Below are 20741 nucleotides of genomic sequence, written 5' to 3'. Positions count from 1 at the left end.
AAAGAAGTGCCCGGAAGCATCGGAGGACAAGCCAGCGCCGGCAGCAACACCGGGTCGCCGCCAGCGAGTTTACGACCCGCCATCAGTGAAGTCAAGCCGCCAAAAGAGACGTTGACAGCGGTGTGGTTACGATTTAAGGTGCCGTCACACTAGATACAAGCATTCTGAAAGCAGGTAAACCATGTCCAGACAAACGGAAAATCAGCCGGCCGCGGGCCGTCAGAGAAGAAAGACTTCCTGCGGGCTCGTTGAAATCGACATCGAGCGTCTCAACAGCGACGGCCTCGGCGTCGCCCGGCGCCAGGGCAAGGAAGTGCTGGTAGCGGGCGCCCTTCCGGGCGAGCGGGTCGCCATAAGCATCGAACATGAAGGCCAGCGCCGTGAGGTCGGCCGCCTGCAACGCATTCTCGAGCCGAGCCCGATGCGTCGGCCATCGCCGTGCAAATCCCTGAGCGCATGCCAGGGATGCTCTCTGATGTCCATGCACTATCCGCAACAGTTGCGGTTCAAGCAGGATAAAGTTCAGGAAGCCTTCGGCAGGGTCCCCGAGCTGAAGGATGTCGCAATCCAGCCGGTGCTCGGTGCCGACCAACCGCTCGGTTATCGCACCAGCGTCAAGCTGGCTCTCGGCCGGCACAAGGGCCGCATCGTCATCGGACTGTACCGGCGCGGCAGCCATGATGTGGTGGACACAGGCGCCTGCCCGCTGCATCATCCCCTGATCAACCGCATTGTCGAAGTGGTGCGGGATGAAATTGCCCGTCAGGATATCTATCTTTACAACCCTGTCAGCCGGCGCGGCCTGTTGCGCTATCTGCTGATCAAGGTCAGTCCCGCAAACGGCAAGGCAATGGTAACCTTCGTAACCTCTCAAAAGGACTTCAAACGCATTCCGATCCTTGCCAAGTGGGTGATGCGCAAGGTTCCGCAAATCGTATCCGTGCAACAGAACGTGAATGCCTCCGGCGGCAACGTCATCCTGGGACGGGAAACCCTGCGCATGATCGGGCAGCCCGATCTGTTCGACCAGGTTGGCGACATCCGTCTGCGCATATCCCCGACCTCCTTTTTCCAGGTCAACCATGCGCAGGCCGCGCGCATTTATTCCCTGGTGCGACAGTGGGCGGCCCTGCGGGATAACGAATACGCCCTCGACCTTTACTGCGGCATCGGAGGCATCGCCCTGCATCTGGCCCGGGATGCCGGACAGGTCGTCGGCATTGAAATGGTCGAGGAAGCCGTCCGCAACGCCCAGCAGAATGCCGTACTGAACCAGCTCGGCAACTGCCGCTTCCTGGCCGGCGATACGGCCCATTTGCTGGAGGACCTGGCCACCAGCATCCCGCAACCGGCGGTCGCCGTTCTCAACCCCCCGCGCGGCGGCTGTCAGACCGAAGTGCTGCAGGCCGTTGCCAGCCTGCAACCCAGGGTCATGATCTACGTTTCGTGCAACCCGGAGACCCTCGCCCGGGACCTTGCCGAGCTGATACGGCTTGGTTACCGCTGTGACGCGGTACAGCCCGTCGACATGTTTCCCCAGACCGCGCATATCGAAACCGTGGTCCGCCTGAGCCGCGGGGGCCATTCACAAAAATAAAAGGGCCAAAAGGCTCCGTGCATTGCCGGCGGAGCCCTTTGGCCCTTTTTAAAAGCAAAAAAGGTTAAAAGCAAAAAAGCCGTTACAGCTTGATCACATTGCTGGCCTGGGGGCCTTTCTGGCTTTCGACAACATCAAACTGGACCTGCTGACCCTGGGAGAGGCTTTTAAAGCCTTCGGCCTGAATAACGGAAAAATGCACGAAAACATCCGGACCGTTTTTCTGTTCGATAAAGCCGAATCCCTTGGCATCATTGAACCACTTCACCACACCTTGAGCCATTGTCGTCTCTCCTTTGATCTAGCGCTTGCGCAGTCTCTCGCCAGATTCCGCCGGCATCGCCACGGAACCGTCATGCCTGCCGCCAGGCCAACCTCACGCAATGGGCAGCATGACCTGAATTTTATTAATACGACTTCACTAACATAACCCCTGCGCAAAATCAAGCTCCCTTTTACCCGCAGGCGGGGCCGCCGAAAATACCGCGGGCACCTCAGGACAGGCGCACCAGCAAGCCGTCGAGAAACCGCGCATCCAGCCTTTCGGGCAGCAACGGGCAAAGAGTATCGTTCCAGCAATGCAGACAGGCTTCCACGAAAGGCCATGCATCCGGCTCCATTTTGCCGATCCAGGTTCGGATCTCCTCCCGCAAAACATTGTTCAAAGTCTTGTCCTTGCACACCTGATAGTGCAGGCCAGCGAGTTCCCTGGCGGGAAGCGGCGTTATGTCAAAGGGCCGTCCCGACAACCGATTGGCCACGGCGGTAAGGAAGAAGTGCCGTAAACCGACCCCCTGAAACTGATCCGGCTGGCAGCCACAAAGGTCGAGGTCATCAGGCGCAGGCAAGCGGAAAGGAAAATGCTCCTCGAACAGACGGCGCGCCGCTTCGATGCTGGCCAGAGTCTCTGCCACACGCTCCACATCGGACAGATCGCGGAAAGATCGTGTCCCTCCCGCGCCAGGAGTATCGAGTGCCAGAGGGTAGAGGGGACGCACCGCTGAAAGAGCCTCCGACAGCATTGCCCATACACCATCCAGCCAGGGGCCGAGGGAGGATGAGCGCAAACGGCGGGCCCGCTGCTGCAAGGACAGCGTGAGGCTGTAACCCAGCTGAAAAAGCGGCTGCAGATAAGAATTTTCGAGAAGTTGGGCCGCCCGCTCCGCATCGTTGTGGCAGAGGTGTTCAAGCGCCAGGTTGAGATAGCCGTAAACCTTGTCCATGGCCGTTTTCAAGGCATCCCGATCACCGCAATCAATTCTGTCGGCCACCATCATCTTGTTGGCCAGATAGACAAGATCCCAACCGGTTGCCGCGCCGATCCCCATGGACAAAACCCGGCCCAGCAAATCCCCGCGCCGCACTATACTTAAAGCAAACCCTGGCGCCGGAGCTGTCCCGTCCACGGTTGCATGGCGGCGATAACTGGCCGCCTCGAAGGTAGCCGGATCAAGGGGAGCGTAAATTTCGGCCGCCTGCAGCGCGTCGGGAAAGCCGAGATCCTGCAGACGCTCACAGCGCCCCTGGTAAGCATTTTCCTCCAGACTGGAAAGCAGCTCCCAGCGCAGGGCCTCCATCAGATGCATGTAAAAGGCCGAGTCGAGTCGATAAAGACAATCAAGAATGCTGGACACCAGGCGCGCGTACTTCTGCTGCAGGAAGTCCACTTCGTAGCTACCGACACATTTGGACAGGTCCGGCGGATTGTCTTCATCGTGAAATGCTTCCGGCCCTCGCAGCACACGCACGAATTTTGCCATAATCAGTACCAGCAATTCAAAATCGATTGCAGCAGCGGCCGTCAGTACGGCTTCCTCGCCTTCGGTCATGGCAAGCGCCAGCCATTGCAAGGCCTCGGGAGCGTCGATGCGATCGCCTTTCCAGCAGTCGAGATCGATAAACGCCGTCAGCTGTTCTCCGGATGACATGGCCACAAGCTCGGGAACCTCGTCGCGCCCCAACTCCTTGATGGTCAAAAACAGATCCTGTGACGCCAGCGAATGTGTCAGGTCGCGACCATCCGCCGCATCGAGAATCATGCGATAACGCATGGAAGCGTCGGCAAGGCGCAGTTGTTCCCGCTGCTGCTCAAGCGACAACGCATGAAAAGCCTGCCCATGCAAATGCAACGCGGAAGACTCGCCCGGTGCCAGATCCTTTTTCCCACCGGCGGGGGGGTGTTTTATGGTCATAAAAACTCCTTGTAACCTGGTTTTCATCCGGAAACAGCACTGAATTCATCCGGAAATGGCGATCAATTTAATGCAGCCCCAGGCTGCGGTCAAGAGATAGAAGGCATGGCAATCCTGGCGCAACCACACCAGGAAACCCCTTGTTGTGTACTCCACCGAAACGCACAACGAAACCTGAACGGATGAACATTTCACTTTCCGGACGCATGGCTTTGATGATATCCTGAGTGCGGTTTACTTGCGCTTGTGCCGCGTCGGACCATCCGCACTGCAGGGATTTTGTCATCCGGGGGAGCCTGACGGCAGTTTCCCATTGAAGGTGCTTGGATTTTCACCGAGTTTCATCCTTGAATTAAAAGCACGAAATGTTAATATGTTGAAATCATTCCATTCATCGTTTCGCGGATTACTTTCCCGTTGCCTGACATCGGGAGGGCTTCTATGAAAAAAACGTTTCTCTACACTCTTTCGGGCCTTCTGTGCGCGGCCCTGCTCTGCTTGCCGCCCCTGTCCGGCCTCGCGGCTGCCCGCGCCAGAAAAACCTTTACCGTCAGTCCCATGCTTGGAGGGTATATATTCGAAGGCGACCAGCCTTATGACGATGCGCTGACCTACAGCCTCGGCTTGGGCTACAACCTGACGAACAGCTGGAGCACCGAGTTTGTGCTCAACTATTTTAACGCCGACCTCGGCCATGATCAAAGCGGCAATGCCGACGGGCTGGCATATCGCCTCGACGCTCTGTACCATTTCATGCCGGAAAGCAGCCTCGTGCCTTATCTTGCCGGAGGCCTTGGCGGCACGACTCTCAATCCGGACCACGGCGGCAGCGAAACCGATTTTCTGCTCAACTACGGCATCGGCCTGAAATATTTCTTTACCGACAGCCTGGCGCTACGGGGCGACCTGCGCCATGTGTTCGCCTTTGGCGACCCGGAAAACAACTTCATCTATTCAGCCGGACTTACCTACCTGTTCGGCAATCAGCAGAAGCCCCCGGTGAGAACCACGCCCAAGGACAGCGACAAAGACGGCGTCATCGATGCCAATGACGCCTGCCCCGACACCCCCCTGGGGGTGCCGGTCGACAGGCTCGGCTGCCCCCTGGACGGCGACGCTGACGGGGTCCCCGATTACCGCGACAAATGCCCCAGGACCCCAAGATCGGCCAGCGTCAACCGGCAGGGCTGCCCATCGGACAAAGATGGCGACGGCGTGCCCGATTCCCTCGACAGATGCCCCGGAACGCCGCAGGGATTGCCCGTCGATGAAAAAGGATGCAGCGCCGACAGCGACGGCGATGGCATCGCCGATGCCAACGATAGATGCCCCGGCACCACGACTGGCCTGATGGTCGACAAACACGGCTGCGCCGCCTCCATGACGCTGGCCATCGAGTTCGAAACCGGCAAAGCCGACATCGCGCCCCGTTACCATGCCGAACTCAAACGCGGCGCCGCATTTATCCGCAAGCACCCCGGTGCGCGCATCCTCATCGCCGGGCACACGGATTCGCGCGCCTCGGCGGCCTACAATCTCACCCTGTCGCAGCGCCGCGCCGACAGCGTACGCAAATACCTGATTGAAAAGTTCAGTGTCCAGCCCTCTCGCCTCGTTGCCAGGGGCTTCGGTGAAAGCCTTCCTGTCGCCGACAACGCCACCGCCAGGGGACGACAACGCAACCGGCGGGTCGAGCTGAGCGTTTACGCAACGACCAAAAAGTAATTCGACCCTTCGGGTTACATGCACTCGCCAGGTATGGCCTGCCCGGCTCTGGGCACCCAGCATTTGCGACAAACAACAGGAACCGGACGGTTCACCCCGCAAGGCTGATATCGATATCGGCCCACACGGGGCAATGATCGGACGGTTTGTCCATGGCGCGGATCTCGTAATCGATGCCGGCGGCACTGCATTTCTCGATCAAACCGCCACCGGCGAGAACCAGATCGATGCGTAACCCCCGTCGCGGATCTCTTTCAAAACCGCGGCTGCGGTAATCGAACCAGCTGAAACAATCCGTCAGCGAGCCATGACAGCTGCGAAAGGTATCAGCCAGCCCAAGGTCGAGCAGGCGCTGCAACCAATCCCGCTCTTCAGGCAGGAAGCTGCATTTACCGGTGCGCAGCCAGCGCCGGACGTTATCCTCGCCGATGCCCACATCAGCATCCGCCGGCGCAACATTGGCGTCTCCCATGAGAATCAGCGCATCGCGCGCTTCAAACCTGTCGTGCAGATACTGGTACAGCTCAAGATAGAATCGCTGCTTGGCAGTGAACTTGACAGCGTTGTGGCGCGACTCTCCCTGGGGAAAATAGGCGCTGAACACCCACACCGGAGCACCGCCACCCGTGTCATAGGCGGCACCGACAAGGCGTCGCTGGCTGTCAGCGGCATCGCCCGGCAAACCCTTGACTACTTCGACCGGAACCTGACGGGACATCAGGGCAACGCCGTAATGGCTCTTCTGCCCATGATATGTTACGTGATAACCCATTTCGCGGATGGCCTCGACGGGGAAATCCCCGTCCGGCACCTTGGTTTCCTGCAGGCCGATAATATCGGGCGCATGTTTTTCGATCACGGCCTGCAACTGGTGAAGGCGGGCGCGAATTCCGTTGACATTGAACGAAACAATTTTCATTTTTCATATCCCTTCAAGCGCCTGCCTTCTCCCAACGCGGAATCCGCCTTGTCCGGCGGCATGCCTCAATAATCGATGAGCAACGCCAGAAAATCCTCGCCATAGCGCTCCAGCTTGCGTTGACCGACACCGTTGACGCTCAGCAACCCTGCCGCATCCCGCGGCCGTCTGGCGGCCATTTCCGCAAGCGTGGCATCCGAAAACACGACGAAAGGGGGCACCTGCTCACGATCGGCCAGCCGCTTGCGCAATGTGCGCAAGGCTTCAAACAAGCCTTCATCGTAGGACCAGCCCGCGGCATTGCGCGGTGCGGCACTGCGGACCGCACGCACCCTGATTCGCGGCCTGGCCAACCGCAGCGAGGTCTCTCCGCGCAGCAACGGCCGTGCTTTTTCAGTCAAACGCAATATGGAGTAATTGCCTACGTCCTGATACAGGTAACCGTGATGCACCAACTGCCGCAGCAGGCTGCCCCAAACGTCCCGGCTGACATCGGCGCCGATGCCGTAGGTCGACAGCCGGTCGTGCCCAAGTCGCTTGATACGATCGCTGTCGGCACCGCGCAGCACGTCGATAACATGCCCGGCACCAAAACGCTGCCCGACGCGGTACACACAGGACAGGGCTTTGCGCGCGTCCTCGGTGGCGTCGTAGGATTCCGGGGGCTGAAGACAAATATCACAGTTGCCGCAATCTTCCGTCGTCTGCTCCCCGAAATACCCCAGCAGCACGCGGCGCCGGCAGGTAAGCGCTTCGGCGAACGCCGCCATGGCGTTGAGCTTGTGCAGTTCGATGCGGTTCTGTTCCTCGTTGCCGCCTTTTTCGATCAGGCCCCGGCACAATGCCACATCCCCGTAACCAAACAACAGCAGAGCCTCCGCCGGCAGGCCATCGCGCCCGGCGCGCCCGGTTTCCTGATAATAGCCTTCGATATTCTTGGGCATGTCGTAATGCACCACGAAGCGAACATTCGATTTGTCGATACCCATGCCAAACGCCACCGTTGCCACCACAACCTGCAGTTCGTCCCGCAGGAACAGCTCCTGCACACGGTTTCTTTCGCCATCCGCCAGGCCGGCATGATATGGCGCTGCCGAGATCCCCGCATCGCATAAACGGGTGGCCACTTCCTCCACCCGCTTGCGGCTCAGCGCGTAGACAATTCCGGCCTCACCGCCGTGCGCGGCAAGAAAGGTCGCCAGTTGCCGGGCCGGCTGGTGCTTTTCCAGCACCGTATATCGAATGTTGGGACGATCGAAGCTGGTGATGAAGCTATCCTCACGGGACAGCCCGAGACCCGCCAGGATATCCTGGCGGGTCTGTGCATCGGCAGTCGCGGTCAGGGCGACGAGAGGAACCTCGGGAAAATGCCGGCGCAGCTGGCCCAGTTGAATATACTCCGGCCTGAAATCGTGCCCCCACTGGGAAATGCAATGCGCCTCGTCGACGGCGAACAGCGCGACATCGATATCCGCCAGTCTCTCCAGAAAACCGGACCCCATCAGGCGCTCCGGGGCGATATACAACAGTTCGAGGCGCCCCCCGTGCAGATCGGCCAGCACCCGGCGGGCCTCCGCGGAGGCAAGGGAGGAGTTGTAGTAGGCGGCGCGGACACCATTAACGCGCAACGCATCGACCTGATCTTTCATCAGGGATATCAGCGGCGACACGACAATGGCGACCCCCTTGCGCATCAACGCCGGCAGCTGGTAGCAGAGAGACTTCCCTCCGCCGGTCGGCATCAGCACAAAGGCATCCCGACCGGCAACGAGCCGGCGGATGATCTCTTCCTGCAGGGGGCGAAAGGACTGAAAACCGAAAACGCGCCTCAAAATATCCAGCGGATCGGGGTACATGGCAAACCTTTGATTTATGAAGTAAGTTCCTTTGTGCAGTGAGCAGGCCGGCCGCTCGTCGTCCAATGCAGGCGCTACGGCATCAGGCGCCGCCGGTTCTTTTTTCAGCCACCAGCAAAAAGGGGGCATGGCAACGGTTGATGTTGCGAAGATTCAGCCCCACCCACCGATGGGGATCGAGGCCGGCGAAAAAATCCTGTACGGCCCGGCTTTCCTCCTCGCCGCCACCATGACCCGGATAAGCGGTCACGACCAGGCGCCCGCCGGCCGCCAGGCATGCTGCCGCCGCTTGCAGGGCCGCCAAGGTGGTTTCCCGGCGGGTCACCAAAGCGTGGTCTCCGCCCGGCAAATAGCCGAGATTGGCAACCACGGCCAGCGGTTCTTCCCGCAATACCGAGGACAGGCGCGAGTGGCAGCCTTCCACCAGAAACACACCGGCCGATGCCCTTTCAACAAGCGTGGCAGGGGTCTGACAGGCCACAAACGCCCCCGCGCTACGTAACCGCCTGGCGGTATTTTCCAGCGCCCGCTTTTGCAGGTCGAATGCCACGACCGTTCCCCCGGGGCCCACTTTTTGCCAGAGATACAGGGTGTCGTGTCCATTGCCGGCGGTAAGATCAACGGCCAACCCGCCCGCAACCAGCGCGGGCTGCAGCAGCAGCCGTGCCCAGCGGGTCATTTCCGTAAATTGTTTTAAAGCGGATTCCATGCTTTTCGCCTTTTCACGTTTCCCTGGCAACCAGACAGGGGCCATTATGGGGCGGCGCCCCCTCCCTGTCAACTCGCTCGGCCCCGACGGCTTTTTCGGCAGGACTTCCCGCACACCGGGCTTGAACCCGAAGCCGGAATCTGTTATAAAATTAGCACTCACAACCTTGGAGTGCTAACAATTGTTCCTGCCTTTCAGGAGATGGATAGCATGAGTAATTTGTCGCTGCCGATCCCTTCAGACAACCTGTCTCTCTATATCGCCCAGATCCGCCAGTTCGATCTGCTGTCCCGGGACGAGGAGTTCCGTCTGGCCTGCGCCTATCGCAAGAATGAGGACATCCAAGCCGCCCAGCGCCTGATTTGCGCCAATCTGCGTTTCGTGGTCAAAATCGCCCACGAATATCGCGGCTACGGACTGAAGCTGCTGGACCTCATCCAGGAAGGCAATATCGGCCTGATGAAAGCCCTGAAGAAATATGAACCGGAACGCGGCCTGCGCTTTATCACCTATGCTGTCTGGTGGATCAGAGCCTACATCCACAACTTCATCATCCGCAACTGGTCGCTGGTCAAAATCGGCACCACCCAGGCACAGAAGAAGCTGTTCTTCAAGCTCAACCAGGCGCGCAGCGCCATACGACGCCTGACCGGCAATGAGGACACTCAAACCATTGCCGAACAGCTCAACGTCCGCGATGAGGAGGTCGAGGAGATGGGCCGCCGCATGGCCGGCCGCGACACCTCCCTGGATGTCAACCTGGTGGAGGGCGAAGATTTCAGCCTGCTCGACGCCCTGGCGGACGATCGGGAAAACCAGGAGGAACAGCTCATCAGATATCAGGAAAACCGCCTCGCAAAGTCCCGGGTACATAACGCCATGGAACTGTTGAACGAAAGGGAACGGCGCATCGTGAAGGAGCGTATCCTCAAGGATGAACCAAGCACCCTGCAGGCACTGGCGGACGACTACGGCATCAGCCGCGAGAGAGTCCGGCAACTGGAAAAAAATGCCCTCGAAAAAATCCGCAAAGCCTTGACGGCAACCGCCCAATGTCTGCAGACCGAGTGAAGGCAATGGTAGCCCGGCAGTCTGGCTTGCCCTGCTGCACGATTGACAAATACGGGCAAATCCCTTACCTTTAGCGGGTTTGATAGCCTGTCAGAAACATCAGGCATCACGCGGGCCATGCCAGGGATACGGCGTCCCGATTTTTAACGCTTGCATATCCACCCCGTATCCCTGTCGTGTCGCGCATTCTATCCCCCGACAGCCCTTAAGGCGGAGGACAACACCCATGAAGTCGCTTATCTTCTCCCTGTCCGCCCTGTGCCTGCTGGCAGCCTGCTCGACGGCCAAGCTGCCCGAACCGCAGACCGCCGAAGAATATTTCCTTCGCGGAGAGCAGGCTTTTGCCGGCAAGGAATATACGGCTGCCATCGAGGCCTATCAAAAGGCCATGGAAATTTACGAAACAGCAGAACTGAACCGGCGCGCCGAACTACGCATAGCCGATGCCCACTTCGCCAGCAAGGACTATGTCGAGGCGTCGGCCGGATACGAAAATTATCTGAAGCGCCACCCCGGAACAGAGCAATCGGCCCGTGTCATGTTCCAGCTTGGAGAATCCTACTTCAACCAGATTCTGGCCATCGACCGCGACCAGACGGCCACACGCAACGCATTGATAACCTTTGAAAGCCTTATCAAGCTATACCCGACGGCTCCCGAAAGCGCTACCGCTCCCGAACGGATCAAGGCCTGTCGCAATCACCTGGCGGCCAACCAGCTGTATATCGGCCTGTTTTACTACAAGACCGACGAGCACCGGGCCGCCATCGGCAGATTCAGCCAGACGCTGGACACCTTCCCCGACAGCCCGGACAAGGACCAGGTCTACTACTACCTGGGGAGCACTTTTCTGAAAAACGGCCACCCCAACCTTGCCGTCACGACTTTCGAACAGCTTATCGCCGAATTTCCGCGCAGCCCCCTGGCTGTGAAGGCGAAAGCCATTTTGCGCGAAAAATTCTGAGAACCGCCGCCCGCTGTCCATCAGGCCAACGCCGCGGCCAAGGCTACCGGAACAGGGCAAATCCCGCCGGCATTGAAGCTTCCACCATGACCAACCCAACGGGCCGGCCAGCATTGCCGGTCCGTTGCAGCGTGGGCCTGCGCCGACACGCCGGCAAAGGCCTTTTATGAAGGAGCCAACCATGTCCATTCTGGATGATCGCATCGCTTGCCCGCATCTGCGCGAGCGCATCAAAACCACCCGGGAAGTCCTGCCGTACTTCAAAGATGGCATGACCCTCGGCTGGTCCGGGTTCACCCCCGTGGGCTACCCCAAGGCCATTCCCAAGGCGCTGGCGGACCATGTCGAAAAAAACGGCCTGCAGGGAAAAATGCGTTTCAACCTGCTTATCGGAGCATCCGTCGGCACCGAAACCGAGGACCGCTGGGCTTCTTTGGACATGATCGCCAGACGCTGGCCCTACCAGAGCGGCAAAAACATCCAGAAAGGGATCAACTCCGGCCGCATCCGCATGCAGGACAAACACCTGTCCATGTTCGCGCAGGATCTGCTCTACGGTTTTTACACCAAGGATTTCGGTGGCAGCCTTGACCTGGGAATTGTCGAAGCAAGCGCCATCAAGGAAGACGGCAGCATCATTCTGGCCGGCTCGGTCGGCATCGCCGGGGAGATCATCCATACCGCAAAGCACCTGATTATCGAGCTGAACACCACCATCCCCTCCTATGAGGGCCTGCACGACATCGTCCTGCCCGAACCGCCGCCCCACCGCCGACCGCACATGATCTGCAAGGTCAACGACCGTATCGGCACCACCTACGTCCCCTGCGACACCGACAAGATTCTCGCCATCGTGGAATCGCGGGAACCCGACAAAGGCCGCGCGCTGGGCGCCACCGACGAGATTTCCGAACGTATCGCCGGACATATCCTCGATTTCTTCCAGGCGGAAGTCAAGGCAGGACGGCTGCCCATCAACCTTTTGCCGCTGCAATCGGGAGTCGGCAACATCGCCAACGCCGTGGTTGGCGGACTGGTCAATGGACCCTTCTGCAACCTTTCGGTCTATACCGAAGTCCTGCAGGATACCATGCTCGACTTTTTCGACTCGGGCAAACTGGAGTATGCTTCGGCAACATCCCTGTCCTTCTCGGCGGAGGGATTTGAGCGGTTTTACAAAAAATGGGACGACTACACCCGCAGGATCGTGCTGCGACCCCAGCAGATCGCCAACAACCCCGAGATGATCCGGCGTTTGGGCGTCATCGCCATGAACACCCCCGTCGAGTTCGATATCTACGCCCACGCCAACTCGACCCTGGTCGGTGGCACGCGCATGATCAACGGCATCGGCGGTTCCGGCGACTTTTTACGCAACGCCTTTTTGTCGATCATGCACTCTCCCTCCGTACGCCCGACCAAAAGCGACCCCACGGGCATTACCTGCGTGGTGCCGATGGTACCCCACGTCGATCATACCGAACACGATCTCGATGTGCTGGTAACCGAACAAGGGCTGGCCGATCTGCGCGGCCTCTGCCCCCGCGATCGCGCACAGCTCATCATCAACAAATGCTCACATCCGGCCTATCGCCCCCTGCTGCAGGAGTATCTCGACCGGGCCACCCATGAATGCCTCGCCCGCGGCGCCGGCCACGAACCGCACCTGCTCGACCGGGTATTCCGCATGCAGCAGCATCTTGCGACCCACGGCAGCATGAAAATCGGCTCCTGGGACTGATCCCTTGCCGATTTTGTGATCAAGCGGAATGAAAAAAGCTCCTGGCCTTGCGGACAGGAGCTTTTTTCATAAGCATTCTATTTCGGGATCATTCATCTTCATCCGTGTGCTTGCTGCCACGGGGCAGCGCCACCAGCTCCGCGCCGGTAGCTTCCGCAATGGCTTTCATCTCACTCATGCGCAGATGCTTGCCGAACACCTTGAGGTTGAGATCCGCCACAGCCACCAGCACATAGCGGGGTTGCTTGGCACCATCGACGACCTTGCGACGCTCACGATAAAAAATCTTGCCACTCATAACTGTCTCCCTTCGTTGGTATACCGCACTCCGATAGCGGTAGATACATGATAGTTCATTGCTACCATAAATTGCAGGCAGACAGCAATAGCCAGCATCCGTTTTTCAGGCGCGAATGACGGTTCCGACCTTTTCGCCGCGCAGGGCCCTGGTTACATTGCCGGGCTTGTGGCCATTGACAATGCGTACTTCCTTGAGACTATTGGCATCGCGCAACAGATAGAGAAGCTTGCTTTCAAGAACCATATCTTCCATTTCCATGGCCAGCAGTTCGTCGACGGTAATATCCTCGATCAGTTCAGCATCGGGATTGACCGTCGGGTTCTCGGTAAACAAACCGTCGACATTTTTAACCAGGATGCAGCTTTTGGCACCGAGAACCTCCGCCATCAAAAACGCGCCCGTATCGGTCCGGTGTGGAGGGATCAAACCACTCTCCGGTGGATGTTCGAACAGGCCATAGGGCGGCGTGCCATGGGTTACGGGTAAAAAGCCGAGCTTAAGCAGCATGGGCAAATCGAGGATATCGTCGCTGTCCACGTGGGTCCCGCCCCATTTTGACAGCAGCAAAGCCACCATCTCCGCATTCTGTTCGCTGATTTTTCCGGCCAGCCTGGCCAGTACGCCGGTAGGCATGCCCAGGTCAATACCCACATCGAGAATGTGCCGTACCCGAACCCCGCCGCCGGTCACCACCAGCATCTTGTGATGACTGGCCTGCTCACCGACCTCTTCCAGCAGAGGCATAACCACCTTGCGACCGAAATCGATGGTACCGTGGCCACCAATTTTTACCACCTGCAGATCCGGAATCAATCGAAGCGGTTTTATGTCGGCATGCTTTTGCATGAGCCCCTTGCGAACCAGCGTCTCCCCCTGCAGTTTGTTATACACTTCGTGGCGACCTGCCATATCTCGTTTCCTCCTTCCAAATGTTTAATTGAAGTAAGTCTTTCCTGCCATCGCCAGGCAATCCTGCCGGCATCCTACTGAACATCGCGCCGCGTGCCGCCCGTATCAAGCCAGTTGAAACACGCGGTATCCGGACTATAACAAGGACCCGCTCAACCAACAATGCTATTCGACCTGCAACTTACCGGTTACTGAACAACTCATCCCTGACGGACGCGATTGGCAGGCAAAAATTACGACCTATGATGGACAGCATTTTTCAAGGCCTTGCCACACATGTCACACATGAGATCCTGAATAAGCACCGGAGCACCGCAGGGTGGATTGTTGGACTGGCCATAAAAAAAGCCAGCGCATCCAATATGCGCTGGCCAGTTGGCCGTAGGCAACGACCGGATACCAGGAGGAGGAGGAGAAAAGGCCACACTCGAAAAGTGGCCAGGGAGGATTAAGAGAAAACAGGCTCACGAAACGCACATCACAGCCTGGCAACTCCAGATGCTGCATATTATCACTTAATGTTTTTTTTGGTCAATTATTTTAAAAAAAATAATTCAAATAACTAATAGTTACCAGAAATAACGATAAATCCTGACTATCATCATTTTTTAAGCGGCCAAACCGTCCTTCCTCTGGTTACCACGCTATTGCCTCCTGAAAAACGCCATGCGATCCGGCAGGATTCCAAAATTACACAACCGCCTTAAAAATAACCCATAATTTTTGTTATAAAACGGCTTTATATCTGCTAAACCAGAGGCTCGAAAAAATATTCTGATTTATCAATATCTATTTCTTAAAATCGTGTTCTATTTTTAGTTTTTCCATAATGATTGCCCAAATCCATAAACCGTGTTATACTGTGTAAAAAACCGTCGATACTCAGCCGCATGTTTTCCGACGCACAATACAGCGAACCAACCGCCACAGGCTGTAAAAAGCCTCTAGAAATACTTCGTTTTCTCTCTTTTAGCAGAGCAGCAGTCCCCCATATGCCGGCCTGCTGTGAACAAAGCTGGGCGAGCAACATCGAGGACTGCTTTACAGGCCTCTGATTTTGCAAATAAGGCGCAAGCGTCTTTTCAGCCACCCGACTACAGAGCCGCATGAACTTCATGTCTCATCGCGCTCAGGGCAAACTTGCCCCACAGCCGCTGGCGAAAGCGGGATAGGAGGACACCATGGGTTACAGAAAATACATCACCCGCATTGACCAGATCCCCGAACTGGACAACCTGAACGAACAACAGAAACAGACGCTCAATTCGGTCGTCAAACGCTATGCGTTCCGCACCAACGAATATTATCAATCCCTTATCGACTGGGAAGATCCCGATGACCCCATCCGCAGGATCGTTATACCCAGCGCCGACGAACTGGAGCCCTGGGGCAAACTCGACGCCTCCGGCGAGTCCCGTTACGCCAGGGCGCCGGGACTCGAACACAAGTATGCCGACACGGCGGTGTTGCTCGTGAGTGACGTCTGCGGCGCCCTGTGCCGTTTCTGCTTTCGCAAGCGACTGTTCATGGACGACAACCAGGAAGTATCCCGAGACGTTTCCGCGGGTCTGGCCTACATACGCCGACACCCGGAAATCAACAACGTTCTCGTCACCGGCGGCGACCCGTTGCTGCTGTCAACCCGCCGCCTCACGGAAATCGTCGAGCAGCTTCGTGCCATCGACCATGTGCGCATCATCCGCATCGGCAGCAAAATGCCCGCCTTTAATCCGTTTCGGATTCTGGACGACCCCGACCTGTTGCGCATGTTCAAAACCCACAGCCGGCCAGATCGGCGCATTTATCTGATGGCGCAGTTCAACCATCCCCGGGAACTGACCGAGGAAGCACGTCGTGCCCTGGACATGGTCCAGCAAAGCGGAGTCTGCATAATGCACCAGACCCCGATGATTCGCGGTGTCAATGACGACCCCACGACCCTGGGCGAACTGTTCAATGAACTGTCCTACCTCGGCGTCGCCCCGTATTACCTTTTTCAATGCCGCCCCACCGAAGGTAACGCCGCTTATACCGTACCAATCGAAGAGGGCTACCAGATTTTCGCCGAAGCCCTGAAAACCTGCTCCGGGCTGGCGCGCCGCTGCCGCTACACCATGTCGCATGCCACCGGCAAGATCGAAGTGGCGGGATTGACCGCAGAGCGCATCTTCTTCCGCTTTCATCGCCCTGCCGACTCCGAACAGAGCCTTTCCAACCTGCTGGTCTGCGCCCGCAACCCCAAAGCCTGCTGGCTGGACGATTACGCGGAAGCAAAATCCCCCCTCCGGCTGGCAAGAAACTCATTTCACTGAAAACACCAGGGGCCGTCGGCTCAGAATCTGAATGATCGCCATACCCCGCGCCAGGAAAAAACCTGCGCGGGGTCGACTTTTTCTTGCAAAATGCCCTGCAATGCGTTGTAGAGATAAGGGCTGTTGTGGATACGGCCGGCAACAAAATCAACCAGGGCAGGAGAAAGAAACCACCTGCGGGTGCGGTTAAAATCCCCGTAGCGCAAACCGGCAAGCTGGCCCAAATAAACGGGCATACGCTGCAAACAGGTGACGTCCCCTCTGAGCAGGCAGCGATGCGCCAGCCTCGCGGCGAGGATTCCGCTCTGCATTGCCTTGCCGATGCCTTCTCCCGTATAAGGTGATGTCGTACCGACCATTTCCCCAATGCCAAGATAAGGCCCCCGGGCCATCGGCAGGACTTGTCTCCAGCCGCTGCGCAGAAGCGCCCCCTGCCATGGAGTTTCAACCTGCCCTTGCGCAAGCAGGCGCCGGGTCAGAGGGAAATCCCGCAAAAAGGATGCGAATACCCTTTTGAGATTAATGCGCTTGTTGCGCCTCCCCTGCATGAACAGGCCGCAACCAACATTGAACAGTCCCTGCCCCACGGGGAAAATCCAGGCATAACCCGGCAGAACCGCTGCTTCGCAAGCAATCACCAGTTGATCGAGGGGCAGCGACGAACGCACATAGCAGCGCAGAGCCGCGCCGGTCAATGCCGCGGCCGTCCCCAACCCGGCCTGCCGCGCCAAATCCAGCCGGGTGCCGGTGGCCAGCAGACAACAAGCGGCGGCATGACGCCGCCCCCCCTCTCGAAACACGACCTCGGCGGCACCGTCGGGCCTGTGTCCCAACAACCGCACGGTACCGCGCACAAAAGTCACCCCTGCGGCCGCCGCTCTGCGCACGAGCAAGGCATCATAGATTTCACGCCGCACCGTGAGGTAGTCTGCAGGCATATCGATGCGCACCCGGGACGGGCTGAAAATACTCAGGCTGGCGCAGCGATGTCCGACGGCTTCAACCTCCTCGCACATCCCGAAACGCCGCAAAAGACGCATCGCTGCCGGTGTCAAGCCGTCTCCGCAGACCTTTTCCCGGGGAAACCACTGCCGGTCGCAAAGCAAAACCCGATGCCCAAGGGAGGCGAGTTCCATGGCGGCGACGCTACCGCCGGGACCGCCTCCGACAACAATCACGTCCCAGTGGCCGTCGGGCAGGTCTTCAACCGCTAACTGTCCGACAGAAAACCTTCCCTGCAAAAAAGCGTCTGCTTCGTTCGCCATGCCCCTCCCCTTGCCTGGACCTCTGGCGGATGCCTTCGGTATGCTGCAAGCATACGGGAAAAATGGCCGGATTGCCTCGAAAAGAGAAAAAAAGTCGCTTGCGTCCCGGTTGCGATCGCAAACGACTGTAGCAGAATTTATTCGTTGCCCGGAGCCATCACGCAGAGGGATTCCAGCCACGATCGCAACGGCAAAACCCGATGCAACCCGCCCGGCACCAGGCCAAACCCTGGTGCCGATTACCGGAGATAAAACTTCACCGGTATTTCAATCGCCCTCATTTCACTCGGATCGAGAGGGAATCGGGGATAGGGAGCGCCCCGTGAAACGGCACGAACCGCAGCATCGTCCAACTGCCGGTAGCCCGAACTTCGGCTGACTACCGGTTCGGCGACCAGTTCTCCTGAAGGAGTCAGCCGGAAGGAGACAACCGCGGTGCCTTCCTGGCGTCGCTGCTGCGCCATCTGCGGATAACGTTTTGCCGCGTCGACCCTGGCCCTGATGGCCTGCAGATATCCGGCCAGAGCCGAGCCGGAGCCGCCCCCCCTGCGTCCCCGACCGCCTCCGGCCAAACCGGCACCGCCACCTCCGGAACCGGAGGCCGAACCAGCTCCGCCATCACCGCCCCCGCCAACTCCGGTCGTCATTGCGACGCTGGGGGGGCCGGGCAAAGCGCCGACTTCCGCTGGTGGAAAATCGCCATCGGCTACCGGAAGGGATGGAGCCGGCGCCTGAGCAGGCATGGCCACGACAGGAGCCGGCCTGGGTAATTTGCGCGGAGCCGCAGCGGGGGTCGGTATAGATGCGAGACTGGGCATTTCCGGCCCGGCAGCAGGCAAAGGGGCGGCAACGTCCGGAGGCATGATCGGCATCGCGACTCCCTCGAGGTCAACCTCGATACGATTGACCCGCCGCACAGGGGTGATCATGCCGATGGCAAGAGCCAGGACCATGCCAACATGCACCCCGACGGAGACCATCATGGCCACCCATGTGCGACTGAATTTCACGATGCCCCCGCCTCTTCGAGGGTAGCCACCACGATACGGTTGGCGCCCGCCTTTTTAACCCGCTCCATTACCGAGACAGCGGTCTGCAGCGGCACATCACGGTCACCGCGGATAACGACGATGGTGTCCGGTTTGAGCCTCCCCCGCAAGGTCTCCTCGACCCTGGCCAGCGGCAGTTGTTGCCCGGCGATGAAATAGCGGCCGTCACGGGTAATGGCCACGGCCACCTCATCCTTTTCGCGAACCGTGGTACTGGCCGCGGAAGGCAGTCGGACTCCGATACCGTCTTCCTCGATAAAGTGGGTGGTCAGAAGAAAAAAAACCAGCAGCAAAAAGACGATGTCGATCAGTGGGGTCAGGTTCAGCCCTGTCGTCTGAGAGCGCACCGGGATCTCCATTACCCGACCTCCCTGCCGCTACCGTTGATGGATTGCACCCGGACGGTGTTCTTATTCTCCCCGGCGGCGAGAATGCCGGCATCTTCAAGAGCGTCGAGGAAAATGCCCGTCTCCTCCTTCATATCGGCCACTGTCGCATGCACCCGGCCCTGCAGATAGTTGTGCGCGACCATGGCAGGGATAGCGACTCCCAACCCCAGGGCGGTGGTCAGCATGGCCTCCCATATCCCGCCGGCCAGAACCGATGCATCGACCTTTCCGCCAAGGTTTTCAATGGCCTTGAAGGCCTTGATCATGCCGGTTACGGTTCCGAGCAGGCCAAGCAAGGGTGAAATGCTGGCGATGAGAAACAGGGTCGGCAGAAAACGCTCCATGCCGCGCACTTCCCGCGCCGCCACATGGCTGAAGGTTTTCTCAAGTTCGGTACGGGTCGAAGCGCCGCCCTTGCCTGCCAGTCGCGCAAGAACCTCGACCATGGCCACTGCCCAGGGATGACGTTCCTGTCTGGCCAACGCCGCGGCCTCGTCAAAACTGCCTTCCTGGGCCCGCTTGCGCAGTCGATGATACAGGCGGCCGTCCCGCAGGCGCAACGAGCGGAAAGCCAGCGCCCTCTCGACAATAATGAACAGGGCGATCACCGAACAGAAGATGATCATGAGTCCGATCGGACCCGCTTTTTCCAGAAAAGCCAACCAGTTCTGCATGACATTCACTCCTTGAGGCGCCCGCTGCGCAGATCGAACTCGCCGTCACCGTCCAGATCTTCTTCACGGCTGACCATCCGCCCGTCGGGCGCGTAACGCTCACGAATTTCAGGCTTTCCATTAAGATCCGCATCCACCGTCTGGATTACGGAGCCATCCTTGCGATAAACACGCAGCCTTTCCATGCGGCCGTCTCCGTCACTGTCCTCTTGCTGCCGAAGCGGCTTGCCGGCCTCATCGAAAAACCATTTACGGTGCACCTTCCCGGAACGCCCCAGATCCTCGGATCGCTCCAGGCGTCCCTGACGGTAATACTCCCGGCGATCGGTACGGCCGTCTTTGTCGGTATCGAGTTCGGCCCGTGCCAGTTTCCCGTTCTGGTAAAACCAGGTCCCGCGATTTTTTTCAACCTGCCGCAACACGCCCTTTTCATAGCGCCAGGTGATTTCGGGCTTGCCGTCGCGATCCTTGTCCCTGGCAACCTTGACAATGACGCCTTTCGGATCAAACCAGGTGGTCTGGATCGGCCCCTTGCCCCGATCCTCCACAAGACGGGCGGAACCATCCTTCTGCCAGTCATAGCGGCGTTCATGAATGCCGTCGCCATCGCGGTCCTCACGGCGGGACAGGCGCCGTCCGGCATACTGCTCTTCGGCCTCGAACCTGCCGTCACGATCGGCATCCAGCAGCACCCGCTTCAGGTTACCGGCGGCGTCGTAATAGGCCTTCTGCCCCGGGCTCTCGCGCGTCCACTCTTCGGCCCGCGCCAGGCCGCCGCCAAAAACCAGGCACAGGACAAGCATCACAAAAATTTTGTTCATTTCCCCCCCATGCGTCTGACGACACGGTCAGGAAGCGGGCGCAAGACACAAAAAGGATGCCCGCGTCCAGCGCCGCAATCGGCAGTTATAACAGGAGCGTTCCTCGTCGGCCGTCCACTCGTCCTCGACATCGGCACAAAAGCGGACGCAGGCCCGCGCTGTGGCGGCAGCCAGCCCGTAGGCCTCATGGCCATGCCGGAATTCCCGTTCACCCTGCGTGTTGATCAACCACATGCTGCCTCCTGCC

Annotated in this window: 19 protein-coding genes; 6 read left to right on the top strand and 13 right to left on the bottom strand. The window is 58.7% G+C overall.

Annotated elements, in window-relative coordinates:
* The first annotated feature begins 181 nt into the window (after positions 1-181).
* A complete protein-coding gene (gene rlmD, locus A6070_RS03465; protein WP_072287079.1) occupies positions 182-1597 on the top strand; it encodes a 23S rRNA (uracil(1939)-C(5))-methyltransferase RlmD in 1416 nt (471 codons plus the stop codon).
* Between the two features lie 82 nt (positions 1598-1679).
* On the opposite strand, the gene A6070_RS03460 is transcribed toward rlmD, so the two are convergent.
* Both A6070_RS03460 and A6070_RS03455 read right to left on the bottom strand, forming a co-directional pair.
* Entirely contained in the window at positions 1680-1880 is a 201-nt protein-coding gene (locus tag A6070_RS03460; RefSeq protein ID WP_072287078.1) for a cold-shock protein, read from the bottom strand.
* A gap of 211 nt (positions 1881-2091) precedes the next feature.
* Positions 2092-3789 (bottom strand): DUF6178 family protein, encoded by a 1698-nt coding sequence (locus tag A6070_RS03455; protein ID WP_072287077.1) that lies wholly within the window; start codon positions 3787-3789, stop codon positions 2092-2094.
* A gap of 441 nt (positions 3790-4230) precedes the next feature.
* Here A6070_RS03455 and A6070_RS03445 point away from each other — a divergent pair, with 441 nt between their 5' ends.
* A complete protein-coding gene (locus tag A6070_RS03445; protein ID WP_072287075.1) occupies positions 4231-5514 on the top strand; it encodes an OmpA family protein in 1284 nt (427 codons plus the stop codon).
* Positions 5515-5605: 91 nt separating this feature from the next.
* On the opposite strand, the gene xthA is transcribed toward A6070_RS03445, so the two are convergent.
* From xthA to mnmM, 3 genes are all read right to left on the bottom strand, one after another.
* A complete protein-coding gene (xthA, locus tag A6070_RS03440) occupies positions 5606-6433 on the bottom strand; it encodes an exodeoxyribonuclease III (RefSeq protein ID WP_072287074.1) in 828 nt (275 codons plus the stop codon).
* Between the two features lie 65 nt (positions 6434-6498).
* On the bottom strand, positions 6499-8289 hold the full coding sequence (gene recQ / locus A6070_RS03435; RefSeq protein ID WP_072287073.1) for a DNA helicase RecQ: 1791 nt from the start codon (positions 8287-8289) through the stop codon (positions 6499-6501).
* Positions 8290-8371: 82 nt separating this feature from the next.
* Complete coding sequence (gene mnmM, locus A6070_RS03430) at positions 8372-8998, bottom strand: tRNA 5-(aminomethyl)-2-thiouridylate-methyltransferase MnmM (protein WP_158514016.1); 627 nt, start codon at positions 8996-8998, stop codon at positions 8372-8374.
* Between the two features lie 210 nt (positions 8999-9208).
* Here mnmM and rpoH point away from each other — a divergent pair, with 210 nt between their 5' ends.
* The 3 genes from rpoH (at position 9209) to A6070_RS03415 (ending at position 12774) form a co-directional block, all read left to right on the top strand.
* Positions 9209-10069: an RNA polymerase sigma factor RpoH gene (rpoH, locus tag A6070_RS03425; RefSeq protein WP_072287072.1), complete on the top strand. Its 861-nt coding sequence runs from the start codon at positions 9209-9211 to the stop codon at positions 10067-10069.
* 226 nt (positions 10070-10295) lie between these two features.
* Positions 10296-11033 (top strand): outer membrane protein assembly factor BamD, encoded by a 738-nt coding sequence (locus A6070_RS03420; RefSeq protein ID WP_072287071.1) that lies wholly within the window; start codon positions 10296-10298, stop codon positions 11031-11033.
* A gap of 181 nt (positions 11034-11214) precedes the next feature.
* Entirely contained in the window at positions 11215-12774 is a 1560-nt protein-coding gene (locus A6070_RS03415; protein WP_072287070.1) for an acetyl-CoA hydrolase/transferase C-terminal domain-containing protein, read from the top strand.
* Positions 12775-12862: 88 nt separating this feature from the next.
* Here A6070_RS03415 and A6070_RS03410 read toward each other — a convergent pair whose 3' ends face one another.
* Entirely contained in the window at positions 12863-13072 is a 210-nt protein-coding gene (locus tag A6070_RS03410) for a hypothetical protein (protein ID WP_072287069.1), read from the bottom strand.
* A 105-nt stretch (positions 13073-13177) separates the two neighbouring features.
* On the bottom strand, positions 13178-13984 hold the full coding sequence (locus A6070_RS03405) for an amino acid kinase family protein (protein ID WP_072287068.1): 807 nt from the start codon (positions 13982-13984) through the stop codon (positions 13178-13180).
* Between the two features lie 1181 nt (positions 13985-15165).
* On the opposite strand from A6070_RS03405, the gene A6070_RS03400 reads away from it, so the two are divergent.
* Complete coding sequence (locus A6070_RS03400; RefSeq protein ID WP_072287067.1) at positions 15166-16296, top strand: KamA family radical SAM protein; 1131 nt, start codon at positions 15166-15168, stop codon at positions 16294-16296.
* A 20-nt stretch (positions 16297-16316) separates the two neighbouring features.
* Here A6070_RS03400 and A6070_RS03395 read toward each other — a convergent pair whose 3' ends face one another.
* From A6070_RS03395 to A6070_RS03370, 6 genes are all read right to left on the bottom strand, one after another.
* Positions 16317-17561 (bottom strand): NAD(P)/FAD-dependent oxidoreductase, encoded by a 1245-nt coding sequence (locus A6070_RS03395; RefSeq protein WP_072287066.1) that lies wholly within the window; start codon positions 17559-17561, stop codon positions 16317-16319.
* Positions 17562-17800: 239 nt separating this feature from the next.
* On the bottom strand, positions 17801-18571 hold the full coding sequence (locus tag A6070_RS03390) for an energy transducer TonB (RefSeq protein WP_072287065.1): 771 nt from the start codon (positions 18569-18571) through the stop codon (positions 17801-17803).
* Positions 18568-18969 (bottom strand): ExbD/TolR family protein, encoded by a 402-nt coding sequence (locus A6070_RS03385; protein ID WP_072287064.1) that lies wholly within the window; start codon positions 18967-18969, stop codon positions 18568-18570. Before A6070_RS03385 ends, A6070_RS03390 begins: the two co-directional genes overlap by 4 nt.
* Positions 18969-19673: a MotA/TolQ/ExbB proton channel family protein gene (locus tag A6070_RS03380; RefSeq protein ID WP_072287063.1), complete on the bottom strand. Its 705-nt coding sequence runs from the start codon at positions 19671-19673 to the stop codon at positions 18969-18971. The genes A6070_RS03385 and A6070_RS03380 overlap by 1 nt, the downstream gene beginning before the upstream one ends.
* Before the next feature lie 5 nt (positions 19674-19678).
* Entirely contained in the window at positions 19679-20494 is an 816-nt protein-coding gene (locus A6070_RS03375) for a hypothetical protein (RefSeq protein ID WP_072287062.1), read from the bottom strand.
* Between the two features lie 27 nt (positions 20495-20521).
* Positions 20522-20728 (bottom strand): hypothetical protein, encoded by a 207-nt coding sequence (locus A6070_RS03370; RefSeq protein WP_072287061.1) that lies wholly within the window; start codon positions 20726-20728, stop codon positions 20522-20524.
* Positions 20729-20741 lie beyond the last annotated feature (13 nt).

Origin of the sequence: Syntrophotalea acetylenica, from assembly GCF_001888165.1 — a bacterium.
In the GTDB taxonomy this organism is placed as follows: Bacteria; Desulfobacterota; Desulfuromonadia; order Desulfuromonadales; family Syntrophotaleaceae; genus Syntrophotalea; species Syntrophotalea acetylenica.
This window is presented reverse-complemented; position numbering and strand designations above follow the sequence as displayed.